This is a genomic window from Streptomyces sp. NPDC017056 (genome assembly GCF_044332485.1).
Taxonomy (GTDB): Bacteria; Actinomycetota; Actinomycetes; order Streptomycetales; family Streptomycetaceae; genus Streptomyces.
In genome coordinates this window covers 148,279-174,164 of sequence record NZ_JBIRPD010000011.1, presented here as the reverse complement: position 1 = coordinate 174,164, position 25,886 = coordinate 148,279, and the positions used below count along the sequence as shown (strand labels likewise).

General features: G+C 72.9%; 25 protein-coding genes. 8 read left to right on the top strand and 17 right to left on the bottom strand.

Annotated elements, in window-relative coordinates; all coding sequences use genetic code 11:
- Nucleotide 1: 1 nt before the first annotated feature.
- Both ACH4OW_RS21670 and ACH4OW_RS21665 read right to left on the bottom strand, forming a co-directional pair.
- A complete protein-coding gene (locus ACH4OW_RS21670; RefSeq protein WP_360127800.1) occupies nucleotides 2-610 on the bottom strand; it encodes a DNA-3-methyladenine glycosylase I in 609 nt (202 codons plus the stop codon).
- Nucleotides 607-1,098: a DivIVA domain-containing protein gene (locus tag ACH4OW_RS21665; RefSeq protein WP_360127797.1), complete on the bottom strand. Its 492-nt coding sequence runs from the start codon at nucleotides 1,096-1,098 to the stop codon at nucleotides 607-609. The genes ACH4OW_RS21670 and ACH4OW_RS21665 overlap by 4 nt, the downstream gene beginning before the upstream one ends.
- 90 nt (nucleotides 1,099-1,188) lie before the next feature.
- Here ACH4OW_RS21665 and folP point away from each other — a divergent pair, with 90 nt between their 5' ends.
- Complete coding sequence (gene folP / locus ACH4OW_RS21660) at nucleotides 1,189-2,049, top strand: dihydropteroate synthase (RefSeq protein WP_360127794.1); 861 nt, start codon at nucleotides 1,189-1,191, stop codon at nucleotides 2,047-2,049.
- Between the two features lie 6 nt (nucleotides 2,050-2,055).
- On the opposite strand, the gene ACH4OW_RS21655 is transcribed toward folP, so the two are convergent.
- Both ACH4OW_RS21655 and dapE read right to left on the bottom strand, forming a co-directional pair.
- Nucleotides 2,056-2,808 (bottom strand): TIGR00730 family Rossman fold protein, encoded by a 753-nt coding sequence (locus tag ACH4OW_RS21655; protein WP_360127791.1) that lies wholly within the window; start codon nucleotides 2,806-2,808, stop codon nucleotides 2,056-2,058.
- Nucleotides 2,809-2,943: 135 nt separating this feature from the next.
- Entirely contained in the window at nucleotides 2,944-4,035 is a 1,092-nt protein-coding gene (dapE, locus tag ACH4OW_RS21650) for a succinyl-diaminopimelate desuccinylase (protein ID WP_398029681.1), read from the bottom strand.
- 41 nt (nucleotides 4,036-4,076) lie between these two features.
- Between dapE and ACH4OW_RS21645 the strand changes: the two genes are divergently transcribed.
- Nucleotides 4,077-5,087 carry a heavy metal transporter gene (locus ACH4OW_RS21645; protein WP_360127785.1) on the top strand — a complete coding sequence of 337 codons (1,011 nt, stop codon included), beginning with the start codon at nucleotides 4,077-4,079 and terminating at the stop codon, nucleotides 5,085-5,087.
- Nucleotides 5,088-5,517: 430 nt separating this feature from the next.
- Entirely contained in the window at nucleotides 5,518-6,087 is a 570-nt protein-coding gene (locus tag ACH4OW_RS21640) for an ATP-binding protein (RefSeq protein ID WP_360127782.1), read from the top strand.
- 97 nt (nucleotides 6,088-6,184) lie between these two features.
- Here ACH4OW_RS21640 and dapC read toward each other — a convergent pair whose 3' ends face one another.
- Both dapC and fdxA read right to left on the bottom strand, forming a co-directional pair.
- Nucleotides 6,185-7,282, bottom strand: coding sequence for a succinyldiaminopimelate transaminase (gene dapC / locus ACH4OW_RS21635; RefSeq protein WP_398029680.1), 1,098 nt, complete (start codon nucleotides 7,280-7,282; stop codon nucleotides 6,185-6,187).
- A 132-nt stretch (nucleotides 7,283-7,414) separates the two neighbouring features.
- Complete coding sequence (gene fdxA / locus ACH4OW_RS21630) at nucleotides 7,415-7,735, bottom strand: ferredoxin (protein ID WP_018089397.1); 321 nt, start codon at nucleotides 7,733-7,735, stop codon at nucleotides 7,415-7,417.
- Between the two features lie 139 nt (nucleotides 7,736-7,874).
- On the opposite strand from fdxA, the gene ACH4OW_RS21625 reads away from it, so the two are divergent.
- Nucleotides 7,875-8,885: a GNAT family N-acetyltransferase gene (locus ACH4OW_RS21625; RefSeq protein ID WP_398029679.1), complete on the top strand. Its 1,011-nt coding sequence runs from the start codon at nucleotides 7,875-7,877 to the stop codon at nucleotides 8,883-8,885.
- A 17-nt stretch (nucleotides 8,886-8,902) separates the two neighbouring features.
- Entirely contained in the window at nucleotides 8,903-9,763 is an 861-nt protein-coding gene (locus tag ACH4OW_RS21620) for a transglutaminase-like domain-containing protein (RefSeq protein ID WP_360127773.1), read from the top strand.
- Here ACH4OW_RS21620 and ACH4OW_RS21615 read toward each other — a convergent pair.
- The 10 genes from ACH4OW_RS21615 to ACH4OW_RS21570 all read right to left on the bottom strand — a co-directional run bounded on the left by ACH4OW_RS21615 (nucleotide 9,730) and on the right by ACH4OW_RS21570 (nucleotide 19,081).
- Nucleotides 9,730-10,881: a PP2C family protein-serine/threonine phosphatase gene (locus ACH4OW_RS21615; protein ID WP_398029677.1), complete on the bottom strand. Its 1,152-nt coding sequence runs from the start codon at nucleotides 10,879-10,881 to the stop codon at nucleotides 9,730-9,732. The genes ACH4OW_RS21620 and ACH4OW_RS21615 overlap by 34 nt on opposite strands.
- A 77-nt stretch (nucleotides 10,882-10,958) precedes the next feature.
- On the bottom strand, nucleotides 10,959-11,597 hold the full coding sequence (locus ACH4OW_RS21610; RefSeq protein ID WP_360127768.1) for a response regulator transcription factor: 639 nt from the start codon (nucleotides 11,595-11,597) through the stop codon (nucleotides 10,959-10,961).
- 59 nt (nucleotides 11,598-11,656) lie between these two features.
- Nucleotides 11,657-11,848, bottom strand: a complete 192-nt coding sequence (locus tag ACH4OW_RS21605; protein WP_360127765.1) for a hypothetical protein — start codon at nucleotides 11,846-11,848, stop codon at nucleotides 11,657-11,659.
- A 113-nt stretch (nucleotides 11,849-11,961) separates the two neighbouring features.
- The gene (locus ACH4OW_RS21600) at nucleotides 11,962-13,179 is read right to left on the bottom strand and encodes a sensor histidine kinase (protein ID WP_398029674.1); all 1,218 of its coding nucleotides are present in this window, start codon (nucleotides 13,177-13,179) and stop codon (nucleotides 11,962-11,964) included.
- Nucleotides 13,176-13,913, bottom strand: coding sequence for an ABC transporter permease (locus tag ACH4OW_RS21595; protein WP_398029672.1), 738 nt, complete (start codon nucleotides 13,911-13,913; stop codon nucleotides 13,176-13,178). Before ACH4OW_RS21595 ends, ACH4OW_RS21600 begins: the two co-directional genes overlap by 4 nt.
- Nucleotides 13,910-14,869 (bottom strand): ABC transporter ATP-binding protein, encoded by a 960-nt coding sequence (locus tag ACH4OW_RS21590; protein WP_360127756.1) that lies wholly within the window; start codon nucleotides 14,867-14,869, stop codon nucleotides 13,910-13,912. The genes ACH4OW_RS21595 and ACH4OW_RS21590 overlap by 4 nt, the downstream gene beginning before the upstream one ends.
- 183 nt (nucleotides 14,870-15,052) lie before the next feature.
- A complete protein-coding gene (locus ACH4OW_RS21585) occupies nucleotides 15,053-17,143 on the bottom strand; it encodes a hypothetical protein (RefSeq protein ID WP_398029670.1) in 2,091 nt (696 codons plus the stop codon).
- Nucleotides 17,144-17,307: 164 nt separating this feature from the next.
- A complete protein-coding gene (locus ACH4OW_RS21580; protein WP_398029668.1) occupies nucleotides 17,308-17,820 on the bottom strand; it encodes a DUF6113 family protein in 513 nt (170 codons plus the stop codon).
- Nucleotides 17,817-18,755 (bottom strand): N-acetyl-1-D-myo-inositol-2-amino-2-deoxy-alpha-D-glucopyranoside deacetylase, encoded by a 939-nt coding sequence (gene mshB / locus ACH4OW_RS21575; RefSeq protein ID WP_398029666.1) that lies wholly within the window; start codon nucleotides 18,753-18,755, stop codon nucleotides 17,817-17,819. The genes ACH4OW_RS21580 and mshB overlap by 4 nt, the downstream gene beginning before the upstream one ends.
- A 131-nt stretch (nucleotides 18,756-18,886) precedes the next feature.
- Nucleotides 18,887-19,081, bottom strand: a complete 195-nt coding sequence (locus tag ACH4OW_RS21570) for a hypothetical protein (protein WP_360127744.1) — start codon at nucleotides 19,079-19,081, stop codon at nucleotides 18,887-18,889.
- 232 nt (nucleotides 19,082-19,313) lie between these two features.
- On the opposite strand from ACH4OW_RS21570, the gene ACH4OW_RS21565 reads away from it, so the two are divergent.
- A complete protein-coding gene (locus tag ACH4OW_RS21565; RefSeq protein ID WP_398029664.1) occupies nucleotides 19,314-21,479 on the top strand; it encodes a prolyl oligopeptidase family serine peptidase in 2,166 nt (721 codons plus the stop codon).
- Nucleotides 21,480-21,483: 4 nt separating this feature from the next.
- Here the strand turns inward: ACH4OW_RS21565 and ACH4OW_RS21560 are convergent, their stop codons facing one another.
- Nucleotides 21,484-22,470: a hypothetical protein gene (locus ACH4OW_RS21560; RefSeq protein WP_398029662.1), complete on the bottom strand. Its 987-nt coding sequence runs from the start codon at nucleotides 22,468-22,470 to the stop codon at nucleotides 21,484-21,486.
- A gap of 446 nt (nucleotides 22,471-22,916) precedes the next feature.
- Between ACH4OW_RS21560 and ACH4OW_RS21555 the strand changes: the two genes are divergently transcribed.
- Complete coding sequence (locus tag ACH4OW_RS21555) at nucleotides 22,917-23,948, top strand: ABC transporter permease (protein WP_360127735.1); 1,032 nt, start codon at nucleotides 22,917-22,919, stop codon at nucleotides 23,946-23,948.
- An 89-nt stretch (nucleotides 23,949-24,037) separates the two neighbouring features.
- Nucleotides 24,038-25,840 (top strand): ABC transporter substrate-binding protein, encoded by a 1,803-nt coding sequence (locus ACH4OW_RS21550; protein ID WP_360127732.1) that lies wholly within the window; start codon nucleotides 24,038-24,040, stop codon nucleotides 25,838-25,840.
- Nucleotides 25,841-25,886: the final 46 nt, after the last annotated feature.

Below are 25,886 nucleotides of genomic sequence, written 5' to 3'. Positions count from 1 at the left end.
CTCAGGCCCCCGCCGCCGCCTCCACCTCGTCCCGCACGTGGCAGTCCGCCAGATGGTCGTTGACCAGGCCGCACGCCTGCATCGTGGCGTACGCCGTCGTGGGGCCGACGAAGCGGAAGCCGCGCTTCTTGAGGTCCTTGGCCAGGGCCGTGGACTCCGGGGTGACCGGCGCCACGTCGGCGACGGTGCGCGGCGCCCGCCGCCCGGCGCGCTCCGGCGCGTACGACCAGATCAGCCGGTCCAGCTCGCCCGGGGACAGCTCGGCCGCGACCCGCGCGTTGTTGATCACTGCGCTGATCTTGGCGCGGTTGCGGATGATGCGGGCATCGGCGAGCAGCCGCTCGGCGTCCGCGTCCGTGAAGCGGGCGACCGCCTCGATCCGGAAACCGGCGAACGCGGCGCGGAAGCCCTCGCGGCGGCGCAGGATCGTGATCCAGGACAGCCCGGACTGGAACGCCTCCAGGCACATCCGCTCGAAGAGCGCGTCGTCGCCGTGGACCGGCAGGCCCCACTCGGTGTCGTGGTACGTGCGGTAGTCGGCCATTTTCTCCGACTCCATGCCCCACGGGCAGCGCGGCACCCCGTCCGGAGCCGTGACCACTCCTGTCATGAGCCCGCCTTCCCTTCCGCCTCGCCGCCGGTCACCGGCCGCTCCTTCCCGGCCGGGTCCGCCGGCGGCCCGTCACCGGCCGGAGTCCCGGGCGGCCCGCCCTCCGGCGGCTCCCCCGGACGCTCCGCCCGGCCCTCGTCACCGTCCCCGCCCGTGCCGTCCGCCACCAGCCCGGGCCCGCCCATGGCCGCGGCGTGCGCGCCCGCGAGGGCGGCCTCCAGCTCGGCGATGCGCGCGTCCCGCTCGGCCAGCTCGGCGCCGAGGCGGTCCAGGACGTCGTCGACGTCGTTCATCCGGTAGCCGCGCACGCACACCGGCAGGCGGACCGCCTCCACGTCGGCGCGGGAGACGGGCCGGTCGGCGGGGAGCGGGTCGTGCAGCCGGTCCGGCTCGGCCTCCGCCAGCCCGCCGTCGCCCCCGCCGCCGACCACGGCGAGGGTGACCGCGGCGACCACCACGACCATCGCGATCAGCAAGAACCAGAACACGACCATCTCCCCGAGCTAAGCGTCTGCACTGATCGTGCCATGCGGGTGTGACAGTTAGGGTCGCTGGCGGACCACGGAGAGGGAGAAGGAATGCTGCGGCTGGGGAATCGAGAGTTCGCCGAGCACGAGCCGGTGATCATGGCCATCGTGAACAGGACCCCGGACTCCTTCTACGACCAGGGGGCCACCTTCACCGACGAGCCCGCGCTGGCCCGGGTGGAGCAGGCGGTGGCGGAGGGCGCCGCGATCATCGACATCGGCGGGGTCAAGGCGGGCCCCGGCGAGGAGGTGAGCGCCGAGGAGGAGGCGCGGCGCACGGTCGGCTTCGTGGCCGAGGTGCGCAAGCGCTACCCGGACGTGGTGATCAGCGTGGACACCTGGCGGCACGACGTCGGCGAGGCGGTCTGCGAGGCCGGCGCCGACCTGCTCAACGACGCGTGGGGCGGCGTGGACCCGAAGCTGGCCGAGGTCGCGGCCCGTTACGGCGCGGGCCTGGTGTGCACGCACGCGGGCGGCGTCGAGCCGCGTACCCGGCCGCACCGGGTGGCGTACGAGGACGTGATGGCGGACATCCTGCGGGTGACGCTGGGACTGGCCGAGCGCGCGGTGGAGCTGGGCGTCCGGCGCGACGCGATCATGATCGACCCGGGCCACGACTTCGGGAAGAACACCCGGCACAGCCTGGAGGCGACGCGCCGGCTCGGCGAGATGGCCGACACGGGGTGGCCGGTGCTGGTCTCGCTGTCCAACAAGGACTTCGTCGGCGAGACGCTGGACAAGCCGGTCAAGGAGCGGCTGCTCGGCACGCTGGCGACGACCGCGGTGTCGGCGTGGCTGGGCTCGCAGGTCTACCGCGTCCACGAGGTCGCCGAGACCCGGCAGGTCCTGGACATGGTGGCCTCCATCGCGGGCCACCGGCCCCCGGCGGTCGCCCGCCGGGGACTCGCCTGAGGGTCCTTACTTCCCGGTCTCCTTGGAGACCAGCGCGACCGCCTCGTCCACGTCGTCGGTGACGTGGAACAACAGCAGGTCGTGCTCCGACGCCTTGCCCTGCGCGACCACCGTGTCGCGCAGCCAGTCGACCAGGCCGCCCCAGTACTCCGTACCGAAGAGCACGATCGGGAAGCGGGTCACCTTCCGCGTCTGGACGAGGGTCAGCGCCTCGAACAGCTCGTCGAGGGTGCCCATGCCGCCGGGCAGCACGACGAACCCCTGCGCGTACTTCACGAACATCGTCTTGCGGACGAAGAAGTAGCGGAAGTTGACGCCGATGTCGACGTGCGGGTTCATGCCCTGCTCAAAGGGCAGCTCGATGCCCAGGCCGACGGAGACGCCCTTGGCGTCCCTGGCGCCGCGGTTGGCGGCCTCCATCACGCCGGGCCCGCCGCCGGTGATCACCGCGAAGCCGGCCTCGACCAGGGCCTGGCCCAGCGCGACGCCCGTCTCGTACTCGGGAGAGCCGACGGGGGTACGGGCCGAGCCGAAGACGCTGATGGCGCTCGGCAGTTCGGCCAGGGCGCCGAAGCCCTCCACGAACTCCGACTGGATGCGCATGACCCGCCAGGGGTCGGTGTGCACCCACTCGGTGTCGCCCTCGGCGGTGTCCAGCAGCCGCTGGTCCGTGGTGCCCTTCTGCACCTGTCCGCGCCGGCGCACCACGGGACCCAGCCGCTGTTCCTCCCACGCCCGCTCTTCCTCGGGGCTGGCCATATCGTGCTCCCTCCGCTGCCGGTCAGTGTCCGGCAAGGGTAGATCGGCGCAGGTGGCGGGCAGGTGGATTCCGGCAGCCGGGAGACAACCGCGGCAGGTGTGTCCGGTGGGAGTGCCTCCCGGCGGCCGAGGGAGCTACGCCGTGAGCCAGGCGCGCAGGCGCTCCTCGCAGTGCAGGATGCGGTCGGTGGCGACCCTTTCGTCCTTCTTGTGCGCCAGCAGTGCGTCCCCGGGGCCGTAGTTGACGGCGGGCACGCCCAGCGCGCTGAAGCGCGAGACGTCGGTCCAGCCGAACTTGGGCTTGGCGGTGCCGCCGACCGCTTCCATGAAGGCGACGGCCGCGGGGTGCGACAGGCCCGGCAGCGCGCCCGGCGAGTGGTCGTCGACGACCAGTTCGGCGACGCCGCAGTCCGCGAAGACCTCGCGGACGTGGGCGAGCGCCTGCTCGGGGCTGCGGTCGGGCGCGTAGCGGAAGTTGACGGCGACGGTGCAGGCGTCGGGGATGACGTTGCCCGCCACGCCGCCCTCGATCCGTACGGCGTTCAGGCCCTCGCGGTATTCGAGCCCGTCGATGACGGGCCGCCGCGGCTCGTAGGCGGCCAGGCGCGCGAGGATCGGCGCCGCCGCGTGGATGGCGTTGCTGCCCATCCAGCTGCGCGCCGAGTGGGCCCGCTCGCCCTCGGTGCGCAGCAGCACCCGCAGCGTGCCCTGGCAGCCGCCCTCGACCTGGGTGTCGGAGGGCTCCAGCAGGACGGCGAAGTCGCCCGCCAGCCAGTCCGGGTGGTGCTCGGCCAGCCGCCCGAGGCCGTTGAACTCGGCGGCGATCTCCTCCGCGTCGTAGAAGACGAAGGTCAGGTCGCGGTTGGGCGCGGGGACGGTGGCGGCGATGCGCAGCTGTACGGCGACGCCGGACTTCATGTCGGTGGTGCCGCAGCCCCACAGGACGCCGTCCTCGTCGAGCCGCGAGGGCACGTTGTCCGCGATGGGCACGGTGTCCAGGTGCCCGGCCAGTACGACCCGCTCGGCGTGGCCCTGGTCCGTGCGCGCGACCACGCAGTTGCCGTCGCGCTCCACCGTCAGGTGCGGGAGCGCGCGCAGCGCGTGTTCGACGGCGTCCGCGAGGACCTTCTCGTCCTGGCTGACGGAGGGGATGTCGACGAGTTGAGCGGTGAGCTCGGCCGCGTCGCGGGACAGGTCGAGTGCGGGGGACTGCGTAGCGGGCTGCATGAATCCGACCCTACCGGCGGCCCTCCAGTACCGTTGGCTGCGTGTCCTCCCAGCCCACCGCCCCCGCTCGCCGCAAGCGTCTCGTGCGTATCGGCGCGGCCTTCGCCGTGCTCGTCGGGCTGGGCGTGTACCTCTTCGTGCAGTACGTCACCGGCGGCCCGGGGGCGCCGCGCTGCTCGGTACGGACGGCGGACGGCGGCAAGCCGTACGAGATCTCGCCGGAACAGGCCGCGAACGCCGCGACCATCTCGGCCGTCGGCTCCTCGCGCGGGCTGCCGGAGCGGGCGGTGACGATCGCGCTGGCGACCGCCATGCAGGAGTCGGGGCTGCGCAACATCGGCTTCGGCGACCGCGATTCGGTCGGCCTCTTCCAGCAGCGCCCTTCCCAGGACTGGGGCACCGTGCAGCAGATCATGGACCCGGTCTACTCGGCCGGGGAGTTCTACACGCACCTGGTCAAGGTGCCGGGCTACTCGCGGCTGCCGCTGACGGTGGCGGCGCAGAAGGTGCAGCGCAGCGGCTACCCGCAGGCGTACGCCAAGCACGAGCCGAACGCGGCGCTGCTGACCGGCGCCCTCACCGGGCGCGACGGGGCCGCGATGACGTGTTCGGTGAACCGGCCGGCGGACGAGAAGCACCCGGGCGGTACGAAGCAGGTGCGCGAGAAGCTGGTGCGCGAGTTCGGCCCCGACGTGCTGCCGCACCCGGCCGGCGCCGCTCCGGACGGCGGGAAGGGCCAGGACGGCGGGCGGGTGCTGACGGTGCCCGCGCGGCCGTCCGCGCCCGGTGGCGAGGCCGGGGACGAGGGTGCGGCGGCGGGTGCCGGGCAGGCCGGCGGTACGGCCGCGCGCGGGACGGGCGCGGCGGCGGAGCGCCGTGGCTGGGAGCTGGCGACCTGGGCGATGGCCCACTCCGGCGCCTTGGGCATCGAGCAGATTTCCTATGCGGGGAAGATGTGGTCGGCGGCCGATTCCGGGAAGGGCTGGCAGCGGGCGACCGGCGCGGCCGCGCAGGCGTCCGCCGCGGACGTGCGGATCGTCACCGCGCCGTGAGTCCGCTCGCGGCGCCGTCACCCGGCTGCCGCTGACGCCTTCGTACGGTCGCCACGCCGTCACTCGTACGGCCGCGCCGCCGTCACCCCAGACGTCACCGAGCAGCCGTCCGGCGGGTCCCTCGGGCGAGTTAATGGCGTCAACCCGGCGCGGCGGTGCGGAGCTGACGCCGACGGGCTCACCCGAACGCGGCGGAGCCCTTCCGGACACTCGGGTGTGACGTTTCTGCACTGTCCTGCGTACGGCGCATTTTGCCCGGTTTCCTCCGGAGCAGATTATGTGACCCCCCACTGATTCTTTACCGGCCGTGCCGCAACCTTCCCGGGCCTGACGCGGTAGTCACGTCGTCCGCCCGGCAGCCTCCGCGCCCCGCCCGGCGGACACGGCACGTCTGTCCGAAGAACCAGTCCCTCTCCGTAAAAGGAGCACCATGTCCCTCCCCCTCTCGCGTCGGATCGCCCGAGCCGCGCTGCTGGTCGCAGCCGGCGCAGCCCCCGTGGTCGCCGCGGCAGGCTCCGCGAGCGCCGTGGAACTGCCGAACTCCTCCGACTTGGGTGGACTGACCGCGATGGACACCGCGAGCCTCGCCGACACCGCCGACGGCGCGGTGCAGGGTGCCGGCGACCTCGCCGGTGAGACCGGCGGCACCGCCGCCGAGTCCGGTGGAAAGATCATCAAGAAGGCCGTTCCGGCCCTGGGCAAGTCCGCCGGCAAGACCACCGGCAAGACGCTGCGGGAGACCGCACCGGCCGCCAAGAACGCCGCGGGCAACGCCGCCAGCGACACCGCGGACAGCGCGGGGGACATCCTCACCGACACCCTGCACACGGCCACCGAGGACGGCCTGCCGACCGACGACCTGACCGGCGCGCTGCCCGGCGACGGCCTGTCCACCGACAGCCTGACCGACTCGGTGTCGACCGACAACCTGGCCGAGGGCGTCAGCAGCAGCGGCCTGGCCTCGGACCTCCTGCCGACGAACGGGCTGCCGATCAGCTGACGCGGGACCCGCGACCACGCGAGAGGCCCGGAGCGGACGCCTACCGGCAGGCGTCCGCTCCGGGCCTTCGTGTGCGCGGGGCGCGCCGGAAGGGCGGCTACTGCGCCAGGCGCCGCACCGCCTCGTCCACGCGCTCGTCGGTGGCGGTGAAGGCGACCCGTACGAACCGCTCCCCCGCCGTCCCGTAGAAGTCTCCCGGGGCGACGAGGATGCCGCGCTTGGCGAGGTCGGCGACGGTGTCCCAGCACGACTCGTCCCGCGTCGCCCACAGGTAGAGCGACGCCTCGCTGTGCTCGATGCGGAAGCCGGCGGCCTCCAGGGCCTCGCGCAGCGCCGTACGGCGGCGGGCGTAGCGCTCGCGCTGCTCGCCGACGTGCTCGGTGTCGCCGAGCGCCGCGACCGTGGCGGCCTGCACGGGCGCGGGGATCATCATGCCGCCGTGCTTGCGGATCTGGAGCAGCTCGCCGAGGACCGCCGCGTCCCCCAGGAGGAAGGCGGCGCGGTAGCCGGCCAGGTTCGAGCGCTTGGACAGCGAGTGGACGGCCACGATGCCGTCGTACGAGCCGCCGCAGACGTCCGGGTGCAGGACGGAGACCGGGTCGGCCTCCCAGCCCAGCTCGATGTAGCACTCGTCGCTGAAGAGCAGCACGCCGTGCTCGCGCGCCCAGGCGACCGTGCGGCGCAGCTCGTCGGCGCTCAGCACGCGGCCGGTGGGGTTGGACGGCGAGTTCAGCCACAGCAGCTTGAGGCCGGCGGGGTCCAGCTCCCAGGGGTCGTCGTAGACGACCGGGTCGGCGCCCGCCAGGCGCGCGCCGACCTCGTAGGTGGGGTAGGCCAGGCGCGGGTACGCGACGCGGTCGCCGGCGCCCAGGCCGAGCTGGGTCGGCAGCCAGGCGACCAGTTCCTTGGAGCCGACGACCGGGAGCACGTTGGCGTGGCCGAGGCCGGTGGCGCCCAGGCGCTCACCGCCCCAGCCGGTGATCGCGTCGCGCAGCGCCGCGGTGCCCCACACCGTCGGGTAGCCGGGGCTGTCGGCGGCTTCCGTGAGGGCTTTCTGCACGAGTGCGGGCACGGGGTCGACCGGAGTGCCCACGGACAGGTCCACGATGCCGTCGGCATACGCGGCCGCCGTGGTCTTGTAGGGCTCCAGCCGGTCCCAGGGGAAGACCGGAAGACGGGATGAGACGGTGCCCACGTTGCTCTCTTTCCTCACGTTCCTCTGGCCGCACAGGGCTGGAAACGCCTCGGCCCCGTGCGGCGTCGGCTTCCCGGTCTCAGGTGAGAGGGAGGCCGGCCGTACGGGACCGAGGCGGCGCCATGCGGCCGCTTACTGGTTCTGCGGCGGCAGCGCTGCGATGAAGGGGTGGTCGCGCTCGATCAGGCCCAGCTTGCTGGCACCACCGGGCGAACCGAGCTCGTCGAAGAACTCGACGTTCGCCTTGTAGTAGTCCTTCCACTCCTCCGGGGTGTCGTCCTCGTAGAAGATCGCCTCGACCGGGCAGACCGGCTCGCAGGCGCCGCAGTCGACGCATTCGTCCGGGTGGATGTACAAGGACCGGGAGCCCTCGTAGATGCAGTCGACGGGGCACTCCTCGATGCATGCCTTGTCCTTGACGTCGACACAAGGCTGCGCGATGACGTAGGTCACGCTGTCGTTCCTCCTCGGTAGGGCTGGCGGACCGATTGGCAGTTCCGCCGCGGGGCGCGCGGGAGCGCGGCGTCGTCGATGCCCGCACCTAGTATCTCCGTTCCCGGGCAGGAGACGAACAAGAGGGGCGGGTAGAGCCGTGGAATTCACTACCGGCGGACGGTTGGAGGTCCACATCACCCGTGCTGACGTGGGCAAAAGGGTATCTGTCCGGCGTTTGACCGGCGCCGGTCAGGGGGGTGCGAAGTTCACCGACACGATCGGTGTTCTCACATCCTGGGACGACGGTGTGCTGAGCATCACACGCCGGGACGGAGAGATCGTCCGCATCGGCGAGGCAGCACTGGTCGCCGGGAAGGCGGTACCCGCCGCGCCGGCCCGCCGCCGCTCCCCCGCGACGAGCGCGCCCGAGCTGGACCGGGTGGCCGCCCGCGGCTGGCCGCCGGTGGAGAGCGAGTGGCTGGGCGAGTGGCAGCTGCGGGCGAGCGCCGGGTTCACCCGGCGGGCCAACTCGGTGGCGGCCCTCGGCGACCCGGGCCTGCCCCTGGACGCCGCGCTGCGGCGGGTACGCGACTGGTACGCCGAACGCTCCCTGCCCGCGTACATCCAGGTCAGTACGGGCGCCCCCGGCACCCAGGAGGCGCTGGCGGCCGAACTGGACGGCCGCGGCTGGACCCGCGAGGTCACCGCGGAGGCCCGGATCGCCGCGCTGGCACCCCTCGGCGACCTCGAAGCGGACGTCGCGCGGGTGGCGCTCGGCCGCCGGGTCGACGACGCCTGGCTGCGCCGCTACCGGCGGTCGGCGCAGCCGGGGCCCGAGGTGCTCAAGGTGCTGCACGGCGGCCCTTCGGTGTGGTTCGCGAGCGTGCCGGACGAGGCGGGCAGCGTGGCCGCGATCGGGCGGTGCGTGGTGGACGGGCGCTGGGCCGGGTTCTCGGCCGTCGAGGTCGGCGCGGAGCACCGGCGGCGCGGGCTGGCCTCCGCCGTGATGGCGGCGCTGGCCCGCAAGGCGCTCGACGAGGGCGCCTCCGCCGCGTACCTCCAGGTCGAGACGGACAACGACGCCGCCCGCGCGCTCTACGACGGGCTCGGCTTCGTCACCCACCACCATTACCACCACTGGCGTCCCGCTCAGGGAGGCCCGAGCTGAACGGGTACGAACCTCGCATGCACCCCGACCCGGACCCGAACGGGGACGACGTGTCCGCCGAGCGGCGACGGCAGTTCGCCGAGGCCGCGCGCGACGAACGGCCGGACCTCGCCCTGCTGTGCCTGCTGATCGCGGCGGAGGCCGACCCCGCGCTGGACGAGGCGGGCGTGGACGCGGCCCAGATCGAACTGGACGGACTGGCCGGCCGGCTGCCGTTCGGGCCCGCCGGCGGGCCGCGCCCCTGGGCCCGCAACGTCGCCGAACTGCTCGGGGCGCGCCTCGGCTTCCGCGGCACGCCCGCCGACTACAGGCGGCTGGAGTCGTCCCTGCTCCACGAGGTGCTGCGGCGCCGGCGCGGCCTGCCGATCCTGCTGTCGGTGGTGTGGATGGAGGTCGCGCGGCGGGCCGGTGCGCCGGTCTACGGGGTGGCGCTGCCGGGGCACTTCGTCGTCGGCTTCGGCGACCCGTACGGCGCACACGTGCTCGCCGACCCCTTCGACGGCGGGCGGCTGCTCACCGACGAGGACGCGGGGGTGCTGGTCGCGGGCGCGACCGGGGCGCCGCTGACCGAGCAGATGCTCGCGCCGGCCGATCCGCTGGAGATCGTGCTGCGCATCCTGAACAACATCAGGGCGTGGGCGGCGGCCCGGCCGGAGCGCAGCGACGTGCAGCTGTGGGCGGTCGAGCTGTCCTTGCTGCTGCCCAGCCACCCGGCGCGGCTGCGCCACGACCACGCGCAACTGCTCGTGCAGCGCGGCGACTTTCCGGGCGGCGCGGCCGAGCTGGAGGAGTACGCGAAGGTGGTGGAGGCGGTCGACGCGGCCGCCGCGGCCGCGGTGCGGCGTCAGGCGGCCGCGGCGCGAGCGATGCTCAACTGACCCGCCGGGGCTTCCCCGGCGCGCTCGCCGGCGGCGCGCGGGCTGCGGCGCACGATCAGTACGGTCGCGTCGTCCTTCGTACCGCCGCCGGTGAACCGCTCCAGGTCGGCGCGGAGCGTGTCCGCCAGCTCGGCCGGCTCCAGGTGCGTCCAGCGGGCCAGCCGGTCGGCCAGCGGGTAGAACGCGCCGTCCGCGCCGCGCGCCTCGGTCACGCCGTCGGTGCACAGCACGATCCAGTCGTCCGCCACCGGCTCGACGGCCACGCTCTGCCGCCGCTCGCCGGTCAGCGGGCCGAGGCCCAGCGGCAGGCCGCCCTCGCCGTCGCTGCGCTCGGTGACCTGCCCGCCGCGTATGAGGTAGTACGGGATGTGGCCGCAGGACAGCACCCTGGCCCGGTCTTCACCGCGCACTTCCAGCAGCAGCGCGGTGACGAAGCGTTCTTGGCCGCCGCGCTCGGCGGAGCGGACGTTGTAGCGGGTCAGCGCCTGTTCCATGCGTTCGGCGACGGCTTCGAGGGTGTCCTTGTAGTGCGCGGCCTCCCGGAAGGACGCCAGTACCTCGTGCCCGGCACCGATCGCGGGCATGCCCTTGCCCTGTACGTCGCCGATCACCAGCCGCAGCCCGTGCGGGGTCTGTACGGCTTCGTAGATGTCACCGCCGACGCGTGCGCCCTCCTGGGCGGAGACGTAGAACCCGTACGCCTCCAGCGGCCCCGCCGTCAGCGGCAGCTCGCGCAGCATCTCCCGCTGCACGGCGTCGGCGACCATGCTCGTGCGGGCGAGGAGCGCCTCCCGGTCCAGCCGGGTCCGGCACAGCGCCAGCGCGAAGACGGCGACCAGCACGGTCCCGAAGACGCCGACGACCTTGCTGGCCAGTGCCCAGTCCGGCACCAGCCGGAGGTGGACGTAGACCTGGCACAGGACGTACACGGAGGCGACCGCCGCGGTCCAGCGGTAGGAGCAGCGCAGCGCGGCGATCAGCGGCGCGATCCCCATGAACATGGCGAAGTGCAGCTGGGGTCCCGTACCGGCGTCCGCCAGCGTGATGACCAAGGTCGCGACGATCAGCAGCAACGCGGCACGGCGGTCGCGCCCGGGGGATCGCTGGAGAGTCGTCACCCTTCCAGCCTGCGCCCGCCGGCCCACCGGGCCCAGGGTCGAAGGTCCTGGTGGCCGGGGTGCGCGGGTGAGGCTCGTTACAGCCAGCCCTTGTCGGCCGCGGTGCGGGCGGCTTCGGCACGGTTGCGGGCGCCGGTCTTCTGGATCGCGGTGGACAGGTAGTTGCGCACCGTGCCGTGGGAGAGGGTGAGGGCGCGGGCGATCTCGGCGTTGGTGGAGCCGTCCGCCGCGGCGCGCAGCACGTCGCGCTCGCGGTCGGTGAGGGGGCTCGCCCCGTCGGCCAGCGCGGCCGCCGCCAGCGCCGGGTCGATGACCCGCTCGCCGCGCAGCACCCGGCGCACGGCGTCCGCCAGTTGGGCGGCCGGGGCGTCCTTGACCAGGAAGGCGTCGGCGCCGCACTCCATCGCGCGGCGCAGGTAGCCGGGCCGCCCGAAGGTGGTGAGGATGACGACCTTCACCGCGGGGAACTCGGCCCGCAGCAGGGCGGCGGCGTCCAGGCCGCTGATGCCGGGCATCTCGATGTCGAGCAGGGCGACGTCCACGGGCCGTGCCCGCACCGCGCCGACGACCTCGTCGCCCCGGGCGACCTGCGTGACGACCTCCAGGTCAGGCTCCAGGCCCAGGAGCGCGGCCAGCGCTTCGCGGACCATGGACTGGTCCTCGGCGAGGAGGAGACGCACATTCTTCACGGGCTGCTCGCCTTGCGGGTCGGTCATGCGGCCACCCTAGCCAGGGCGGGGTATGTGCAGGTCAGCGGGTTGAGGCGGGCAGCGCCCTAGGCGTGGAACCGTTTGTGCTCGGGCGTCGGCTCGAAGGTCTGCCGGCAGCCGGAGCACCACCAGTGCCAGACCTCCCGGCCCCGGCCCGTGTCACTGGTGTCCTTCCACAGTCCGCGCCGGTCCCGGCAGGTGGGGCAGCCGGGCGGGGCGGCGGGACGGACGACGGCCCGCGGGTCGATGGGTGCCATGGCGGTAGCGTGCACCGCCCCCGGCGGCGGCGCGGCCGGTTCCCCGGCGGGCCACTCCATCGGGGGGAGCGAGGGCGCGGCCGTCCGCGCGCCGGAGCCGCCGGGGCACCGGGTCAGGCAGCCGCGGTCCCGCCCGTGCCGGTCGCCGGGCGGCTGCCGATGGGCACGTACGCGCGAAGGGAGAGGCCGCGGCCGCGCGGGGCGGCGCCGGTCTCCAGGCGCCCGCCGGCCAGGGCCAGGCGCTCGCGCAGGCCGCTCAGGCCGTTGCCGTCGTGTCCGCCGCCGCGCGACGGCCCGGTGCCGTCGTCGGTGACGGACAAACACAGATAGCGCCGCTCGTCGGCCTCCCACTCCTCGGTGAGCAGCACCTCGCAGCGGCCGGCGCAGCTGTGCCGTACGACGTTGGTGACGGCCTCCCGCAGCGCCCAGGCGAGCGCGCCTTCCTCGTCCGCCGCCAGGCCCTGGTGCTCCCCTTCCAGCGCGGCGTCGATGTCGGCCGTGATCGACGCGGTGCGCAACGCGGCGCGCGCCCCGGCCAGTTCGACGGCGAGACGGGGGCGCCGGTAGCCGGTGACGGCCTCGCGGACGTCCACCAGCGCCTGCCGGCTGACCCGTTCGATGTCGGCGACCTGCCGGGCCGCGTCCTCGGGCTTGGCCGGCAGCATCCGCCCGGCCAGCTCGCTCTTGAGCGTGATCAGGGACAGCGAGTGGCCGAGCAGGTCGTGCAGGTCGCGGGCGAGCCGCAGCCGTTCCTCGCCGGCGGCCAGCCGCGCGACCTCCTCCCGCGCCTCGCGCAGCTCCTTGGTCGTACGGATCAGATGCTGCACGCCGACCATCGCGAACCCGCTGAGCAGGCAGGGCAGGGCGTACGCGAAGAGGTAGCTCCGGACGTCCTCGTAGCGCATGCCGATCAGCACGAGGGCGGCGGTCAGCGCGGGGATGGCCCACCGCGAGGTGCGGAAAGGCTGGGTGACGGCCACCGCGACGCACACGAAGGTGAAGAGCACCAGCCAGTTCGGCCCGAGGACCGAGGCCAGCAGGGCGGCGAGCGCCGCGATGAACACCACGGCCGCCTTGGCCGCCTTGTCCGCCCAGGCCCGGTGGACCACGTGCCGGAAGACCACCGCGAAGTAGACGGCGACGAACGTCAGAAGACCCGCGCAGCCCAGTACCTCGTGCGCCGGGGACATCCCGTCGATCAGATCCCCGATCGGTCCCGTCAGGTACAGGAACCAGATGACGATCCAGGCGCACTTGACCAGCAGCTCCCGCCGCGTGCGGGGCGTCGTGCCGATCAGCACCGGGTTGGGCTCGGTCTCCGTCCGTTTCATGCCGTACGCGTGTCCTTCCGGTAGAGCCAGCCCGCGCCGCCCGCGAAGACGACCAGGTAGCCGGCGAGGATCGCCATGTCCTTGACGTCCGGGGCGTGGCCGCCCTCGATGGCCGTGCCGAGCGCGGCGTACGCGTGGGTCGGCAGCCACTCGGCGATGTTCTGCACCCACTGCGGCAGGATCGTCAGCGGCATCCACAGACCGCCGAGGAACGCCAGCACAAAGTAGATCATCATCGCGATGGGCCGGACCGCGTCGCCGCTGGCCAGGTAGCCGATGGCCACGCCGAGCGCGGCGAAGACGAAGCTGCCGAGCCAGGTGGCCAGGAGGATGGCGAGCCACTGCCAGGCCTCCAGCCGTACGCCCTTGACCGTGGCGGCGACGAGCAGGACGAGCACGATCGACGGCAGGCTGATGGTCGCGGCGGAGCCCATCTTCGCGGCGACGTAGCCACGGCCGGGCAGCGCGGTCAGCCGCAGCTGCCGTACCCAGCCCTTCTCGCGCTCCTTGGCGATCGCCTCGCTGTTGCCGATCAGCACGGCGGTCATCGCGCCGAACGCCGCCATGGCGACCATGAAGTACAGCGGCATGTTCAGGCTCATGCCCGGTATCGGCTTGCTGTCGGCGCCGCCCGCGATGATCAGGTAGAGCACCGGCGGGTAGATCACCGAGAAGAACATGAACTTCTTGTTCCGCAGGGCGCGGACGATCTCCAGCTTGATCAGAGTGGTCATCGTGCCGCCTCCTCGGCGGTCGCTGCGTCGGTGATGGCGATGAACGCCTGCTCCAGGCCGAGTCCGGCCACTTCCAGGTTGTGCGGGTACAGGCCCAGCCCGTAGACGGCGTGCGTCGTCGCGTCGGCGTCCGCCGACTGGATGCGCACGGTGCGCCCCGAGACCTCCAGGGAGGTCAGGGCCGGCAGGCCGCGCAGCGCCTCGCGGTCGATCGGCCCGTCCAGGTCGAAGGCGATACGGCGGGCGCCGGCCCTGGCCTTGATCTCGGCCGAGGTGCCGTCGGCCAGTATCCGGCCGCGGTGCAGGACGATCACGCGGTCCGCGATCTCGTCGGCCTCTTCGAGGTAGTGGGTGGCGAACAGTACGGTACGGCCCTGCCGGGCCTGGGCCCGCATGGTGCCCCAGAACGTCTGCCGGGAGCTGACGTCCATGCCGGTCGTCGGCTCGTCCAGCACGATCAGGTCGCTCGCCCCGGCCGTGGCGAGCGCGAAGCGCACCCGCTGCTCCTGGCCGCCGGAGAGCTTGTCGACCATCCGGTCGGCGATGTCGGCGATCCCGGCCGTCTCCAGGATCCGTTCGACCGGGTAGCCGCGCGGGTGCAGGTCGGCGGCGAGCCGGACCAGTTCGCGTACCTTGACGCCGGTCATCAGGCCGCCGCTCTGCAGCATGGCGCCGACCTTGCCCTGCTCGATGGCCTGCTGCGGGCTCGTGCCGAACAGGGACACCGAGCCGGTGTCGGCGTTGCGCAGGCCGAGGAGCAGGTCGAGGGTGGAGGACTTGCCGGCGCCGTTGGGGCCGAGGAGGGCGACGGTCTCGCCCGGGTGGAGGTCCAGGCTCAGGTCGGCCACCGCACGGACGGCGCCGTAGTTCTTGCTGACGCTCCGGAAGCTGACCACGGGGGCGGGGCCCGCGCGGCGCCCGGTGGCCGTGTCTGTTGTGGTGGCTGTGCTCGTCATGTGTCCCAGCTTCACGGTTGGGCGGTGCCGCCCGGCAGTGTCGGCTGTCGTGACTTCGGCATGACAGATGTCATCGGTGACGTCCCCTAGGGGACGCGCGCAGGCCGTCACGGGCCGCGGAAGCGGGCGAGCCGTGTCCCGTACGCGAGGCTACGGGACACGGCTCCTGCCGGGGTGCGGCGCTCAGCCGGTGGTCGCGCCCTCGACCTTGGCGACGCGCTTCTGCGGCGCGGGCGGCGCGGGCTTCATGAGCGCCATCCGCAGCGCCTGGGCGGCGTGCTGCGGCGTCATCTTCACCTTGCCGGCGCCACCGTCGATCACGACGTTGTCGAAGGCGTGGCCGTACTTGTCCTCCAGCTTGGCCAGGTCGAAGACCGGCTGGAGCTTGCCGTCGGAGCCGGCGTTGAAGGACAGCAGCTCGCCGATGGACCGCTGGCTGAACGGCACCTCGACGCCGCCGGCGGAGAGGTAGACCCAGCCGGAGACCGCCGGCTCGGCGAACTCCTTCATCGCGCGGTCGACCTCCGCCTTGCCGGCCTTCGGCCGCTGCTCGACGGCGGCCAGCACGACCGGGCTGTTCTTGCCGGTGGTGGCCCGGTCCAGGTACGCCTGCTCGATCTTGCCCTTGGACGCCTTGACGTCGACGGCCTTGTACGGCGTGCCGTAGTGCGGCACGGCCTTGCCGTTCTCGAAGGTGATGCCGCCGTCCTTGGCGGCGTCCGCCGGTCCGGCCACGGCCTTGAGCGCGACGTCCAGCTTCTCGTCGTCGGTGATCATCGCGGGCTTGGCCGTCCGCTTGCCGCCGAACAGCGAGCCGATGACGGAGACCGGGTTGTAGTCCCGGCCCGAGGCGTCGCGGACCGTCGCCTGGGTGTCGATGTTCAGCCCGGCCTTGGCGGGCAGGAGCGTCTGCTCCTTGCCGTCCACGGTCAGCTTCAGCGGCTCGGTGCGGGCCTTCTTGACCGCCGCGTCGAGCTTCCTGACGGCGTCTTCCTTCGTGTCGCCGCCGATGTCCACGCCCAGCGCGGTGGTGCCGTTGGGCACGTCGGCGTGGTCGAGGAGCAGCCCGGCGCCGTACGCGACGCCGGCGAGCACGACGACCGCGACGCCCAGCAGAACGACCTTGTTGCGGCCCTTCTTCTTGGGGTTGATCGGCTCGGGGATCTTGGCGCGCGGCGGCGGGGCCGGGGTGCCCTGGCCAGCGCCCGGTCCGGGCGGGAAGGCGGCCGCGGGCTTCGGCGCGGCGTCGGCGGGGACCGCCGGGATGCCGCTGACCAGGGTGTCGCTGGAGATCTGGTCGCCGCCGGGACGCGGTCCCTTGGGGGCGCCGCCGGGGAAGCCGCCGTCCTCGCCGCCGGGCGCGCCGCCGTTGCCGGCGCCCGGCACGCCGCCCGCGATGCCGCTGGTGACGCCGAGACCGCTGCCGGGTCCGGCGGGCGGGGCCGGGGGCTGCGGCGTCAGGACCGCCGTGTCGTCGCTCATGGCGGGTCCGGCGTCCGCGCCCGGCGTGCCCGGGGTGTGGAAACCGGACGGCAGGCCGAACGACGCGTCGCCCGCTGCCGGGCCGGTCGTGGGGCCGCTGGGACCGGCGGCCGGGCCGCCGTGCGTGTCGAACGGGCCGGTACGGTCGCCCTGTACCGCGGGGGCGTCGAACGGGCCGGCCGGCGCGTCGAACGGCGACGGGGGTGCGTCGAACGGGGAGTTGCCGCCTTGCTCGGGCGTCGCGTCGGAGAAGAACGGCAGGTCGGGGCGCGACGGCGGGCCGGCGGGCGGGCTCTGCTGCGGGGTGGGGGCCGGGGTGTTCGCCGTCGTCGACGAGGAGGGCGCGGAACCGGCGGACGCGGCGGACGGCTTGCGGGGCGAGAACCAGTCGCTGGTCTTCTCGGCCGGCGCGCTCTTGGCGCCGTCGGAACCGGCCGCCTCGGGGCGGCGCGTGCTGCCGGTGCGCTCACTACTGCGGCCGTCACCGGCGGAACCGCCGTCGGCCCCGGCGGGGCCGGACGGGCCGGAACCGGATGCTGCGCTCATCCCGGACTCCTCACCGACGGGCTTGCGCACGACGACCGGCGGGATGGGGCGGGACCCCGGAATATTGATCTTGATCCGCGTCGTCAGCGTGGTCTCGGTCTTGGGCTCCTCCGGCTTCGCGGCGGCACCGGCCGCCGCGTCGTCCGCCTCGGTCCGAGGCGTGCCGTACGGGGGCGTCCCCGACGGGTACGCGGCACCGCCGCGTCCCTGGGCGCCGGAGGACGAACTGTCAGATTCACGACTCAAAGCAGGTTCTCCCGGTTGGCTCCGCCGCTCGTCAGTACGGTGCTTGGGCGGCTCGGCGGCGCGCACCACCATACTGTCCGCCGTGGGCGGGTACCCGGGGAGACGGGGAACGCCCCGCGTCCGGACCGCCGTGCGGTACTGAAAATGATCACTGGGGCCGGTGCTTACTTGCCAAGTCGGGCCGCTTGCGCCCCGTTGGCACGCATCTGCGAACCGGTGGCACAGATCACAGCGAGCACGATGCCGCCCACGAGGAAGACGTACGTGCCCAGTCCGGCGCCGAAGAGGAAGTCGCCCTCCGGCCGGGTGTCGCTGAGCAGGATGACGGTCACCAGCCAGCCGGCGCCCGGCGCCAGTACGCCGCCCGTCCGGCCGAGCGCCGTCGCGCCCCCGTAGAAAAGGCCGCCCGCCGCCGCCAGCGCCAGCAGCAGCCCGCCGGGGAACCACGCGGCCTGGACGAGCCCGCCCGCCGCGGCCACGACCGCGCCGAGCAGGAACAGCCCGACGTACGCGGCCGCGCGGGCGGGGCTCAGCGGTGCGGCGAGGCCGGCGGCCGGCGCGGCGGGGGTGCCCTTGCCGCCCCGGGGCGCCCCGGCGGCCCCCGAGGCCGCCGACGCGCCCGCTTTCGGCTTGTTTCCGCCGGTGCCCGCCCTGGTCCGCTTCTTGGGGCCGCTCATACCGCTCGCTCCTTGTCGCTCTCGTCCGTCTCCCCCGTGTCCGCGCCGTCCGCCACACCCGCGAAGAGATCGTCCTCACACTGCCCGTCGGCGGCACCGGACGTGCCGCGTACGAGCTGGTAGTACTCGGTCGTGAACAGCGGCTGCCCCAGACCGTTGGAGAGCGCGAAGAAGGGCTCCTCGACGGCGATCTGCGTGGCGTGCGCCCGCATCGCGGCGGCCTTCGCGGCCCCGTACTTCGCACCGCCGGCGACCGAAGCGGTCACCACGGCGTCGTCCACGACCCCCGGCACGTCCTCGACCGCGCCGACGCCGGGGAAGGAGGGGCCGGCGGCGCGCAGCCGCGCGAAGCCGTCCTCGGTCACCGAACGCGGATTGCGGTTCCAGTAGATCTTCTGGATCCGGTGCGGTGCCCCCAGCTCGGGACGGAAGCCCGGGTCGGCGGCCAGGTCGGCTGCGCGCATCGCGACGCGGTGCGCCTGTATGTGGTCAGGGTGGCCGTAGCCGCCATCGGCGTCGTAGGTGACCAGCACCTGCGGGCGCACCTCGCGGACCACGGCGACCAGGTGTCCCGCGGCCTCGTCCACGTCGGCCCGCCAGAAGGCGTTCGGCCGGTCGTTCTGGGGGGCGCCCATCATCCCGGAGTCGCGGTAGCGGCCGGGGCCGCCCAGGAAGCGGTGGTCGGTGACGCCGAGTGCCTCCATGGCGGCGGCCAGCTCGCGGACGCGGTACGGGCCCAGGGTGTCGTCGCGGTCGGGCGCGAGGTGGGCGAGGTCCGGCGGGATCACCTCCCCCTCTTCACCGAAGGTGCAGGTCACGAGCGTGACGAGGGCACCTTCGTCCGCGTACCTGGCCATGGTGGCGCCGTTGTTGATGGACTCGTCGTCCGGGTGCGCGTGCACCAGCAGCAGTCGGCGGGCGGGGAGGTCGGTCATGGGGACAGCGTACGAGCCGGGCGGCCCCGGCCCGGCATCCGCTCCGGCCCGCCCGGCCCGTCCCCCGTCAGGGGACCCCGTTCACCGCCCGCCCGGCATCCGGCACGGACGCGGCGGGCGGGGCGTCGCCCTCAGAACTTGATGCCGCCGAGCATGCCGGCGACATTCGTCGTCAATGCCTTGATCGTCGGGCCGATGGACGAGCTGGCCAGATAGAAGCCGAGCAACATGCACACGATCGCATGCCCCATCTTCAGTCCGGACTTCCTGACGAGCAGGAAGACGATGATCGCCAGCAGCACCACCGCCGAAATCGAGAGTGCCACGGCGGCTCACCTCCAAGTACGCACGGTCCGGAAAGCGTTGGGACAGCACGGGCCGCCCGGTGGACGGCTCCGCGGGCATGGGGATGTCACGCTCCTGTCCCCTACCCACTCCGCGGTGGGGATCATAACTTTCCATGCGCGCGCATATGTCGGTGCACGGGAGCAGAACGGGGGCGCACGCGATCATCGCAAGCGCGACCCCGGCGGACGCGTGCCCCGTAGGCTCGTCCGCATGACCGGACAGCTCTCCTTCCCCCGGCAACACGCCCGTACCCAGCGGTTCTCGCTGGGCTCGCCGCGCGGCTTCGCGGTCGCGCCGGACGGCTCGCGTGTCGCCTTCCTCCGCTCCCGCACCGGCACCGATCGGGCGAACCTCCTGTGGGTACTGGATCTTGACGAGGGGCGGGAGTACGCCGCCGCCGACCCGGCGGCCCTGCTCGCCGGTGCGGACGAGGAGTTGCCCGCCGAGGAGCGGGCGCGCCGCGAGCGGACCCGCGAGGGCTCGTCCGGCGTGGTGGGCTACGCCGTGGACGCCGCCGTGGAACTCGCCGCCTTCACCCTCTCCGGCCGCCTGTTCACCGCCGAGCTGCGCGCCGGCACCGCCCGCGAACTCCCCGTCCCAGGGCCGGTCGTCGACCCCCGCCCGGCACCCGACGGACGGCACGTCGCCTACGTGTCGCAGGGCGCGCTGCGGGTCGTACCGGCCGACGCGGCGGGCGGGGACGGCGACGGCGCGCCGGGCGACCGCGCCCTGGCCGGCCCGGAAGGTCCTGACGTCACCTGGGGCCTGGCGGAGTTCGTCGCGGCCGAGGAGATGGGCCGCCACCGGGGCTTCTGGTGGTCGCCCCAGAGCGACCGCGTGCTGGCGGCGCGCGTCGACAACTCACCCGTACGGCGCTGGTGGATCGCCGACCCCGCCCACCCGGACCGCGCGCCGGCCGAGGTCGCCTATCCGGCGGCCGGCACCCCCAACGCCTCGGTGGGCCTGGCCCTGCTCGGCCTGGACGGCTCGCGCACGGACGTGACGTGGGATCAGGAGCGCTACCCGTACCTCGCGCGGGTGCACTGGTCCGCCGCCGGGCCACCCCTGCTGCTGGTCCAGACCCGCGACCAGCGCGCGCAGCGTTACCTGACGGTCGATCCGAAGACGGGCGCGACCAGCACCGTGCACGCCGACGAGGACCCGCGGTGGGTCGAACTGGCCGCCGGGTCGCCCGCCTGGACGCCGGACGGGCGCCTGGTGCGCATCGCGGACGAGGGCGGGGCGCGCCGCCTCTTCGTCGGCGACCGGCCGCTGACCGCCGCGCCGCTGCACGTGCGCGCGGTGCTGGACATCGGCGAGGACGACGTCCTGTTCTCGGCGAGCGGCGCCGACCTGCACGACATCGGCGTCTACCGCGCCTGGTACCGGGGCAGCGGCGACCAGGGCGGCTGGGAGCGGGTCGGTGCGCGCCCGTACCCGTCGGTGACCTCCGCGGTGCGCGGCGGCGCGGTGGCGGTGCTCTCGCACGCCTGCCTGGAACGGCCGGGGGCGCAGACCGAGGTGGTGCGCCTGGAGGCGGACGGCGGCGAGACCTGGCTCGCCGCGGTCGGTTCGTACGCCGAGGTGCCGGTGCTCGCCACCCGCCCGCGGCTGGTCCTTTCGGGCGAGCGGAAGATCCCGTGCGCGGTGGTGCTGCCGACCGGCTACGAGGAGGGCGACGGGCCGCTGCCGGTCCTGATGGACCCGTACGGCGGGCCGCACGGGCAGCGGGTGGTGGCCGCGCACAACGCCCATCTGACCTCTCAGTGGTTCGCCGACCAGGGCTTCGCGGTGATCACCGCCGACGGGCGGGGCACCCCCGGCCGCTCCCCCGAGTGGGAGAAGGCCGTCCACCGGGACCTGGCCGCGGTGGTCCTCCAGGACCAGATCGACGCGCTGCACGGGCTGGCCGGCAGCTTCCCGCTGGACCTGGGCCGGGTCGCGATCCGGGGCTGGTCCTTCGGCGGCTACCTGGCCGGGCTGGCGGTGCTGCGCCGCCCCGACGTCTTCCACGCGGGCATCGTCGGCGCCCCGGTCACCGACCAGCGGCTGTACGACACCCACTACACGGAGCGGTACCTGGGGCACCCGGACGAGGAGCCGGCCGGCTACGCGGCCAACTCCCTGGTCACCGACGAGGGCCTGGCGGGCGCCGCGGAGCAGCACCGGCCGATGATGATCGTGCACGGGCTCGCGGACGACAACGTGGTCGCCGCGCACACCCTGCGGCTCTCTTCCGCCCTGCTGGCGGCCGGCCGGCCGCACGAGGTGCTGCCGCTGTCGGGCGTCACGCACATGACGCCGCAGGAGCAGGTGGCCGAGAACCTGCTCCTGCTCCAGGTCGACTTCCTCAAGCGTGCGCTGGGCGTGCGCTGAGGGGCTACCAGCCGGGTGGCAGGTCCGAGGGCGGGGGCGGCGCGTAATCCGGCCGCCCCGGCCCGTCCGCCGGTCCCTGCGGCCCGTTCCCGCCGCCGGCCCGGGCCAGGGCCAGCAGTGCCACCAGCCCGGCGACGGCCGCGAACGCCACGGTGACGGTGTCGAGTTGGCTCCGCGTGGCCAGCGCGTGGAACCGGCCGAGCAGCCCCGCGTGCTGCCCGGCGGCCAGTGCCGCGAGGCCGTGTGCGAGCAGCAGGGCCGCCGCCAGCATGCCCAGCGGGCGTGCCGAGGCCCGGCGGCCTGCCAGCCCGGCGGCCGCCACCAGGGCCAGCAGGGCGAGGGAGAGCAGGTACCAGTTCTCCGGGGGCTGGAGCAGGGAGCGGAAGGCGCCGGCGTCCCCGATGACGCTGTCCCAGTACGGCGCCCGGCCCAGCTCCCGCAGCCAGTAGACCTGCCAGGCCGCGAGCGCCAGCCCCGAGGTGCCCAGCAGCAGCGCGGCCAGCGTCGCCGGCACGAAGCGCAGCCGCCCGGGCCGCCGGTCGGCGCCGCCCCGCCCGGCCGAGGCGGCGATCAGCAGGAGCACGCTCGCCACGAGGCCGACGCCGGACGTGACCAACGCCCATTCCTTGAGGCCGGGTTCGAGCCCGGACAGCGTGTCGGTGGTGAGGCTGCCCAGTTGCGGCGCCCGGAATAGGAGGGTCGCCAGGGCCACCGCGGCCAGCGCGCACGGCGCGGCGGGCGAGCGGCGCAGCACCGCCACCGCCGCGAGGAGGCAGGCGAGCCCCAGCACCGGGTCGACCAGCGTGGTGGCCCAGACCGCTGAGCCCGCCGCCCGCACCGGCTCCCCGGCCCACAGCCACCAGACGTCCATCGGCCGCCGGGCCGCCATCAGGTCGTGTGCGATCCATACGGCACACAGCAGCGCGAGCAGTACGCAGATGAGCGCGCCGAATCCGCCGACACCGCGCGCGCGAGCCCTTCTCCGCCCCATGACGTGGCCCACCCCCTGCCCCCGCACGGACAGGTCTACTCCACTCGCCGCACCGGTACAACAGTGCGGCAGCAGACGGCGGGCGGCGCGCCGGGCGGGAGCCGGCCGGGGTGGTCACAGGACCGCCCCGGCCGGTTCACGGCACCCGCACGGCCGTACGCTGTCGAGCATGGCGCGTCCGTATATCGGCGTGACGACAGTCAAGTTGCCTTGTTGTTAAAGACGTTGGGCACGATATGTCACCCATGCCGTACACCGGGCGCGACTGTCAAGCACGCCGTGGCGTCGATCTGCGCAATCTTCGCTCAAGAAGCGCGGCCCCCCTGGGCGAGCGCTTACCGTCCTCTTGACTGGGCCATAAATCACTTGCAAAAGTCCGCTCAACCAGCGGTGCCATCCAGCTCCGCTTCCTGTTGCAAGTGAACTCGGTGCGGGGGAACTTCGCGATGACAAGTCCGTCCCAGACCGCGGTAACCCAGACCGGTCCCGCCGGGCTCGGTCCCGGCGGTCCGGGGAAAGTAAAGGGCCGTAAGAGCGGGGAACTGGTCGGCCGCTCCCCCGGCCAATTGATGTGGCTCAGGTTCAAACGGGACCGCACCGGCGTGATCAGTGCCGGAGTCGTGCTGGCGTTCTTCCTGATCGGCCTGCTCGCCCCGGTGATCTCGAAACTGTACGGCAAGGATCCGTACACCCGGTACGGCCAGATCATCCCGGGTCTGCTGGTCAACGGATATCCCGCGCAGCCCAACGGCGGCATCTCCGGCGAGTTCTGGTTCGGAATCGAACCCACCCTCGGCCGCGACGTCTTCATGCAATTGATCTACGGCATCCGGACCACGCTCTACCTCTCGGTCGCCATCACCGCCGTCTCGGTCGTCACCGCCATCGTGCTGGGCGTGGCGGCCGGTTACTTCGGCGGGCGGGTCGACTACCTCATCGGCCGGGTCATCGACCTGCTGATGGCCTTTCCCAACCAGCTCTTCTTCGTCGCGTTCGTCCCCGTGGTCGGCGCGATCTTCGTGGCTCCCGAAGACGCGATGGAGACCTGGATGCGCTGTCTCATCCTGATCCTGGTGCTGTGGTTCCTGGGCTGGATGAGCCTGGCCCGGCTGCTGCGCGGCACCACCCTGTCCCTGCGCGAACGGGAGTTCATCGACGCCGCCAAGGTCAGCGGGGCCTCCCCGGCCCGCATCATCCGGCGCGAGCTGCTGCCGAACGTCATGACGCCGATCCTGGTGCAGACGACGTACATGCTGCCGAACTTCGTCACCTCGATCGCGGGCCTCTCGTTCCTCGGCGTCGGCCTGGTCGAACCCACCCCCGACTGGGGCCGGATGTTCGCCAACGCCGCCGACTACTACCGCAACGACATCACGTATCTGTTCTTCCCGGGCATCGCGATGGTGGTCTTCATCGTCGCGTTCAACCTCCTGGGGGATTCCGTCCGGGACGCCTTCGACCCGAAACGCGCCCGGTGAACCGTGTTCCACGGGGGGTGCTGCCACCCCAGCACCGCACACGTCAGGCAGCGGCTACGGAACTACGACAGGCAGGTGCATCCACCACCATGAGCACAGTCCGTACGCACAGAACGCGCGCCACCGTCGTGGCGCTCTCCGCGGGGGCACTGGTCCTGACCGCCTGCAGCAGCGGGGCCGGCAAGGGGGCGCAGGACGACGAGGGCCGCAAGGGGGCCGAGAGCCAGCGCGCGCAGATCGCCTTCGGTGACGCCAAGGCGTCCACCGGGCCGGCCGAGGCGGTGCCCGGCGCGACGTCCGGCGGCGCCATCAAGGTCTACCAGCGCGACACCTACGACCACCTGGACCCGGCGCAGATCTACGTCAGCGACGAGGGCACCTTCTCGACGCTGATCTTCCGCCGCCTGACCTCGTACCACCTGGACAACGAGGGCAAGTACACCGTCGTCGGCGACCTGGCGACGGACAGCGGCAAGTCCACGGACGGCGGCCGGACCTGGTCGTACACCCTCAAGAAGGGCCTGAAGTTCGAGGACGGCTCGCCGATCACCGCGAAGGACGTACGGCACACCTTCGAGCGGACCTTCGCCGACTTCATCTCCAACGGCCCGACGTACGTGCAGCGCTGGCTGGCCGACGCCGAGGGCAACGAGTACCGCAAGCTGCTGCCGGGCGGCCCGTACGGCGGCAAGCACCTGCCCGACAGCGTGCTGGAGACACCGGACGACAGCACCATCCGCTTCCACTTCAAGAAGCCGGTCGGCGACCTCCCGTACGCGCTGGCCATGGCGGGGTACGGCGTCGTGCCGGAGAAGGGCGACACCAAGGAGAAGTACGACAAGGCGCCGGTCGCCTCGGGCCCGTACAAGATCCAGAAGGGGTCGTTCAAGTCCGGCAAGGGGGTGACGCTGGTCAGGAACACCAACTGGGACCCGAAGACCGACATCGTCCGCCACCAGTACGTCGACCGGTTCGACATCCAGTTCGGCGTCTCCTTCCCCGACTCGACGCAGCGCCTGATGTCCGACAGCGCCGACAACAAGACGGCCATCAGCTTCAACAACCAGGTCGACGCCGCCAGCCTCCAGCAGGTGGCCAACGAGCCGGACGTCAAGAAGCGCTCCACCTCCGGCTACCAGCCCTACGTCGGCGTCATCAACTTCAACATGAAGCGCCTCAAGGACAAGAAGGTCCGCGAGGCCATCGCCTACGCGATCCCCATCCAGGCCATCCTGGACGCCTACGGCACGCCGGGCGGCGGCGAACTGGCGGGCAGCTACATCAGCCCGACGCTCACCGGCCACAAGGACATCGACCCGTACGGCAAGCTCAAGAAGCCGATGGGCGACGTCGAGAAGGCCAAGCAGCTGCTCAAGGAGGCCGGCAAGGTCGGCATGAAGCTGACCTTCGCGTACACCAACGCGCCGGAGCCGCAGAAGTACTCGGTCGCGGTCGCCGACAACCTGCGCAAGGCCGGCTTCGACGTGCAGAACAAGGACCTGCCGTCGGACACGTACTACGACATCATCGGCAAGGTCGACAACGACTTCGACATCTACCCCTCCGCGTGGGGCGCCGACTGGCCCAGCTCGCTGACCGTGATCCCGCCGGTCTACGACGGCCGGCAGATCCAGGACAACGCGCCGAACTACTCGCACTACAACAACCCCGAGGTCAACAAGGAGATCGACCGGATCTCCCAGCTGACCGACCAGAAGAAGGCCGCGCACGACTGGTTCGCGCTCGGCGAGAAGATCCTCAAGCAGGACCTGCCGCAGCTGCCGACCTTCTACTACAAGCAGGTCCAGCTGCACGGTTCCAAGGTCGGCGGCGTCGTCAACAACGACATCATCAGCTCCGTGGACCCGACCAAGCTGTACGTGAAGAAGTAGCGGAGCCGGCGCCCCGGCGCCCTCGCGCCGTGTACCGCGGCGCCCG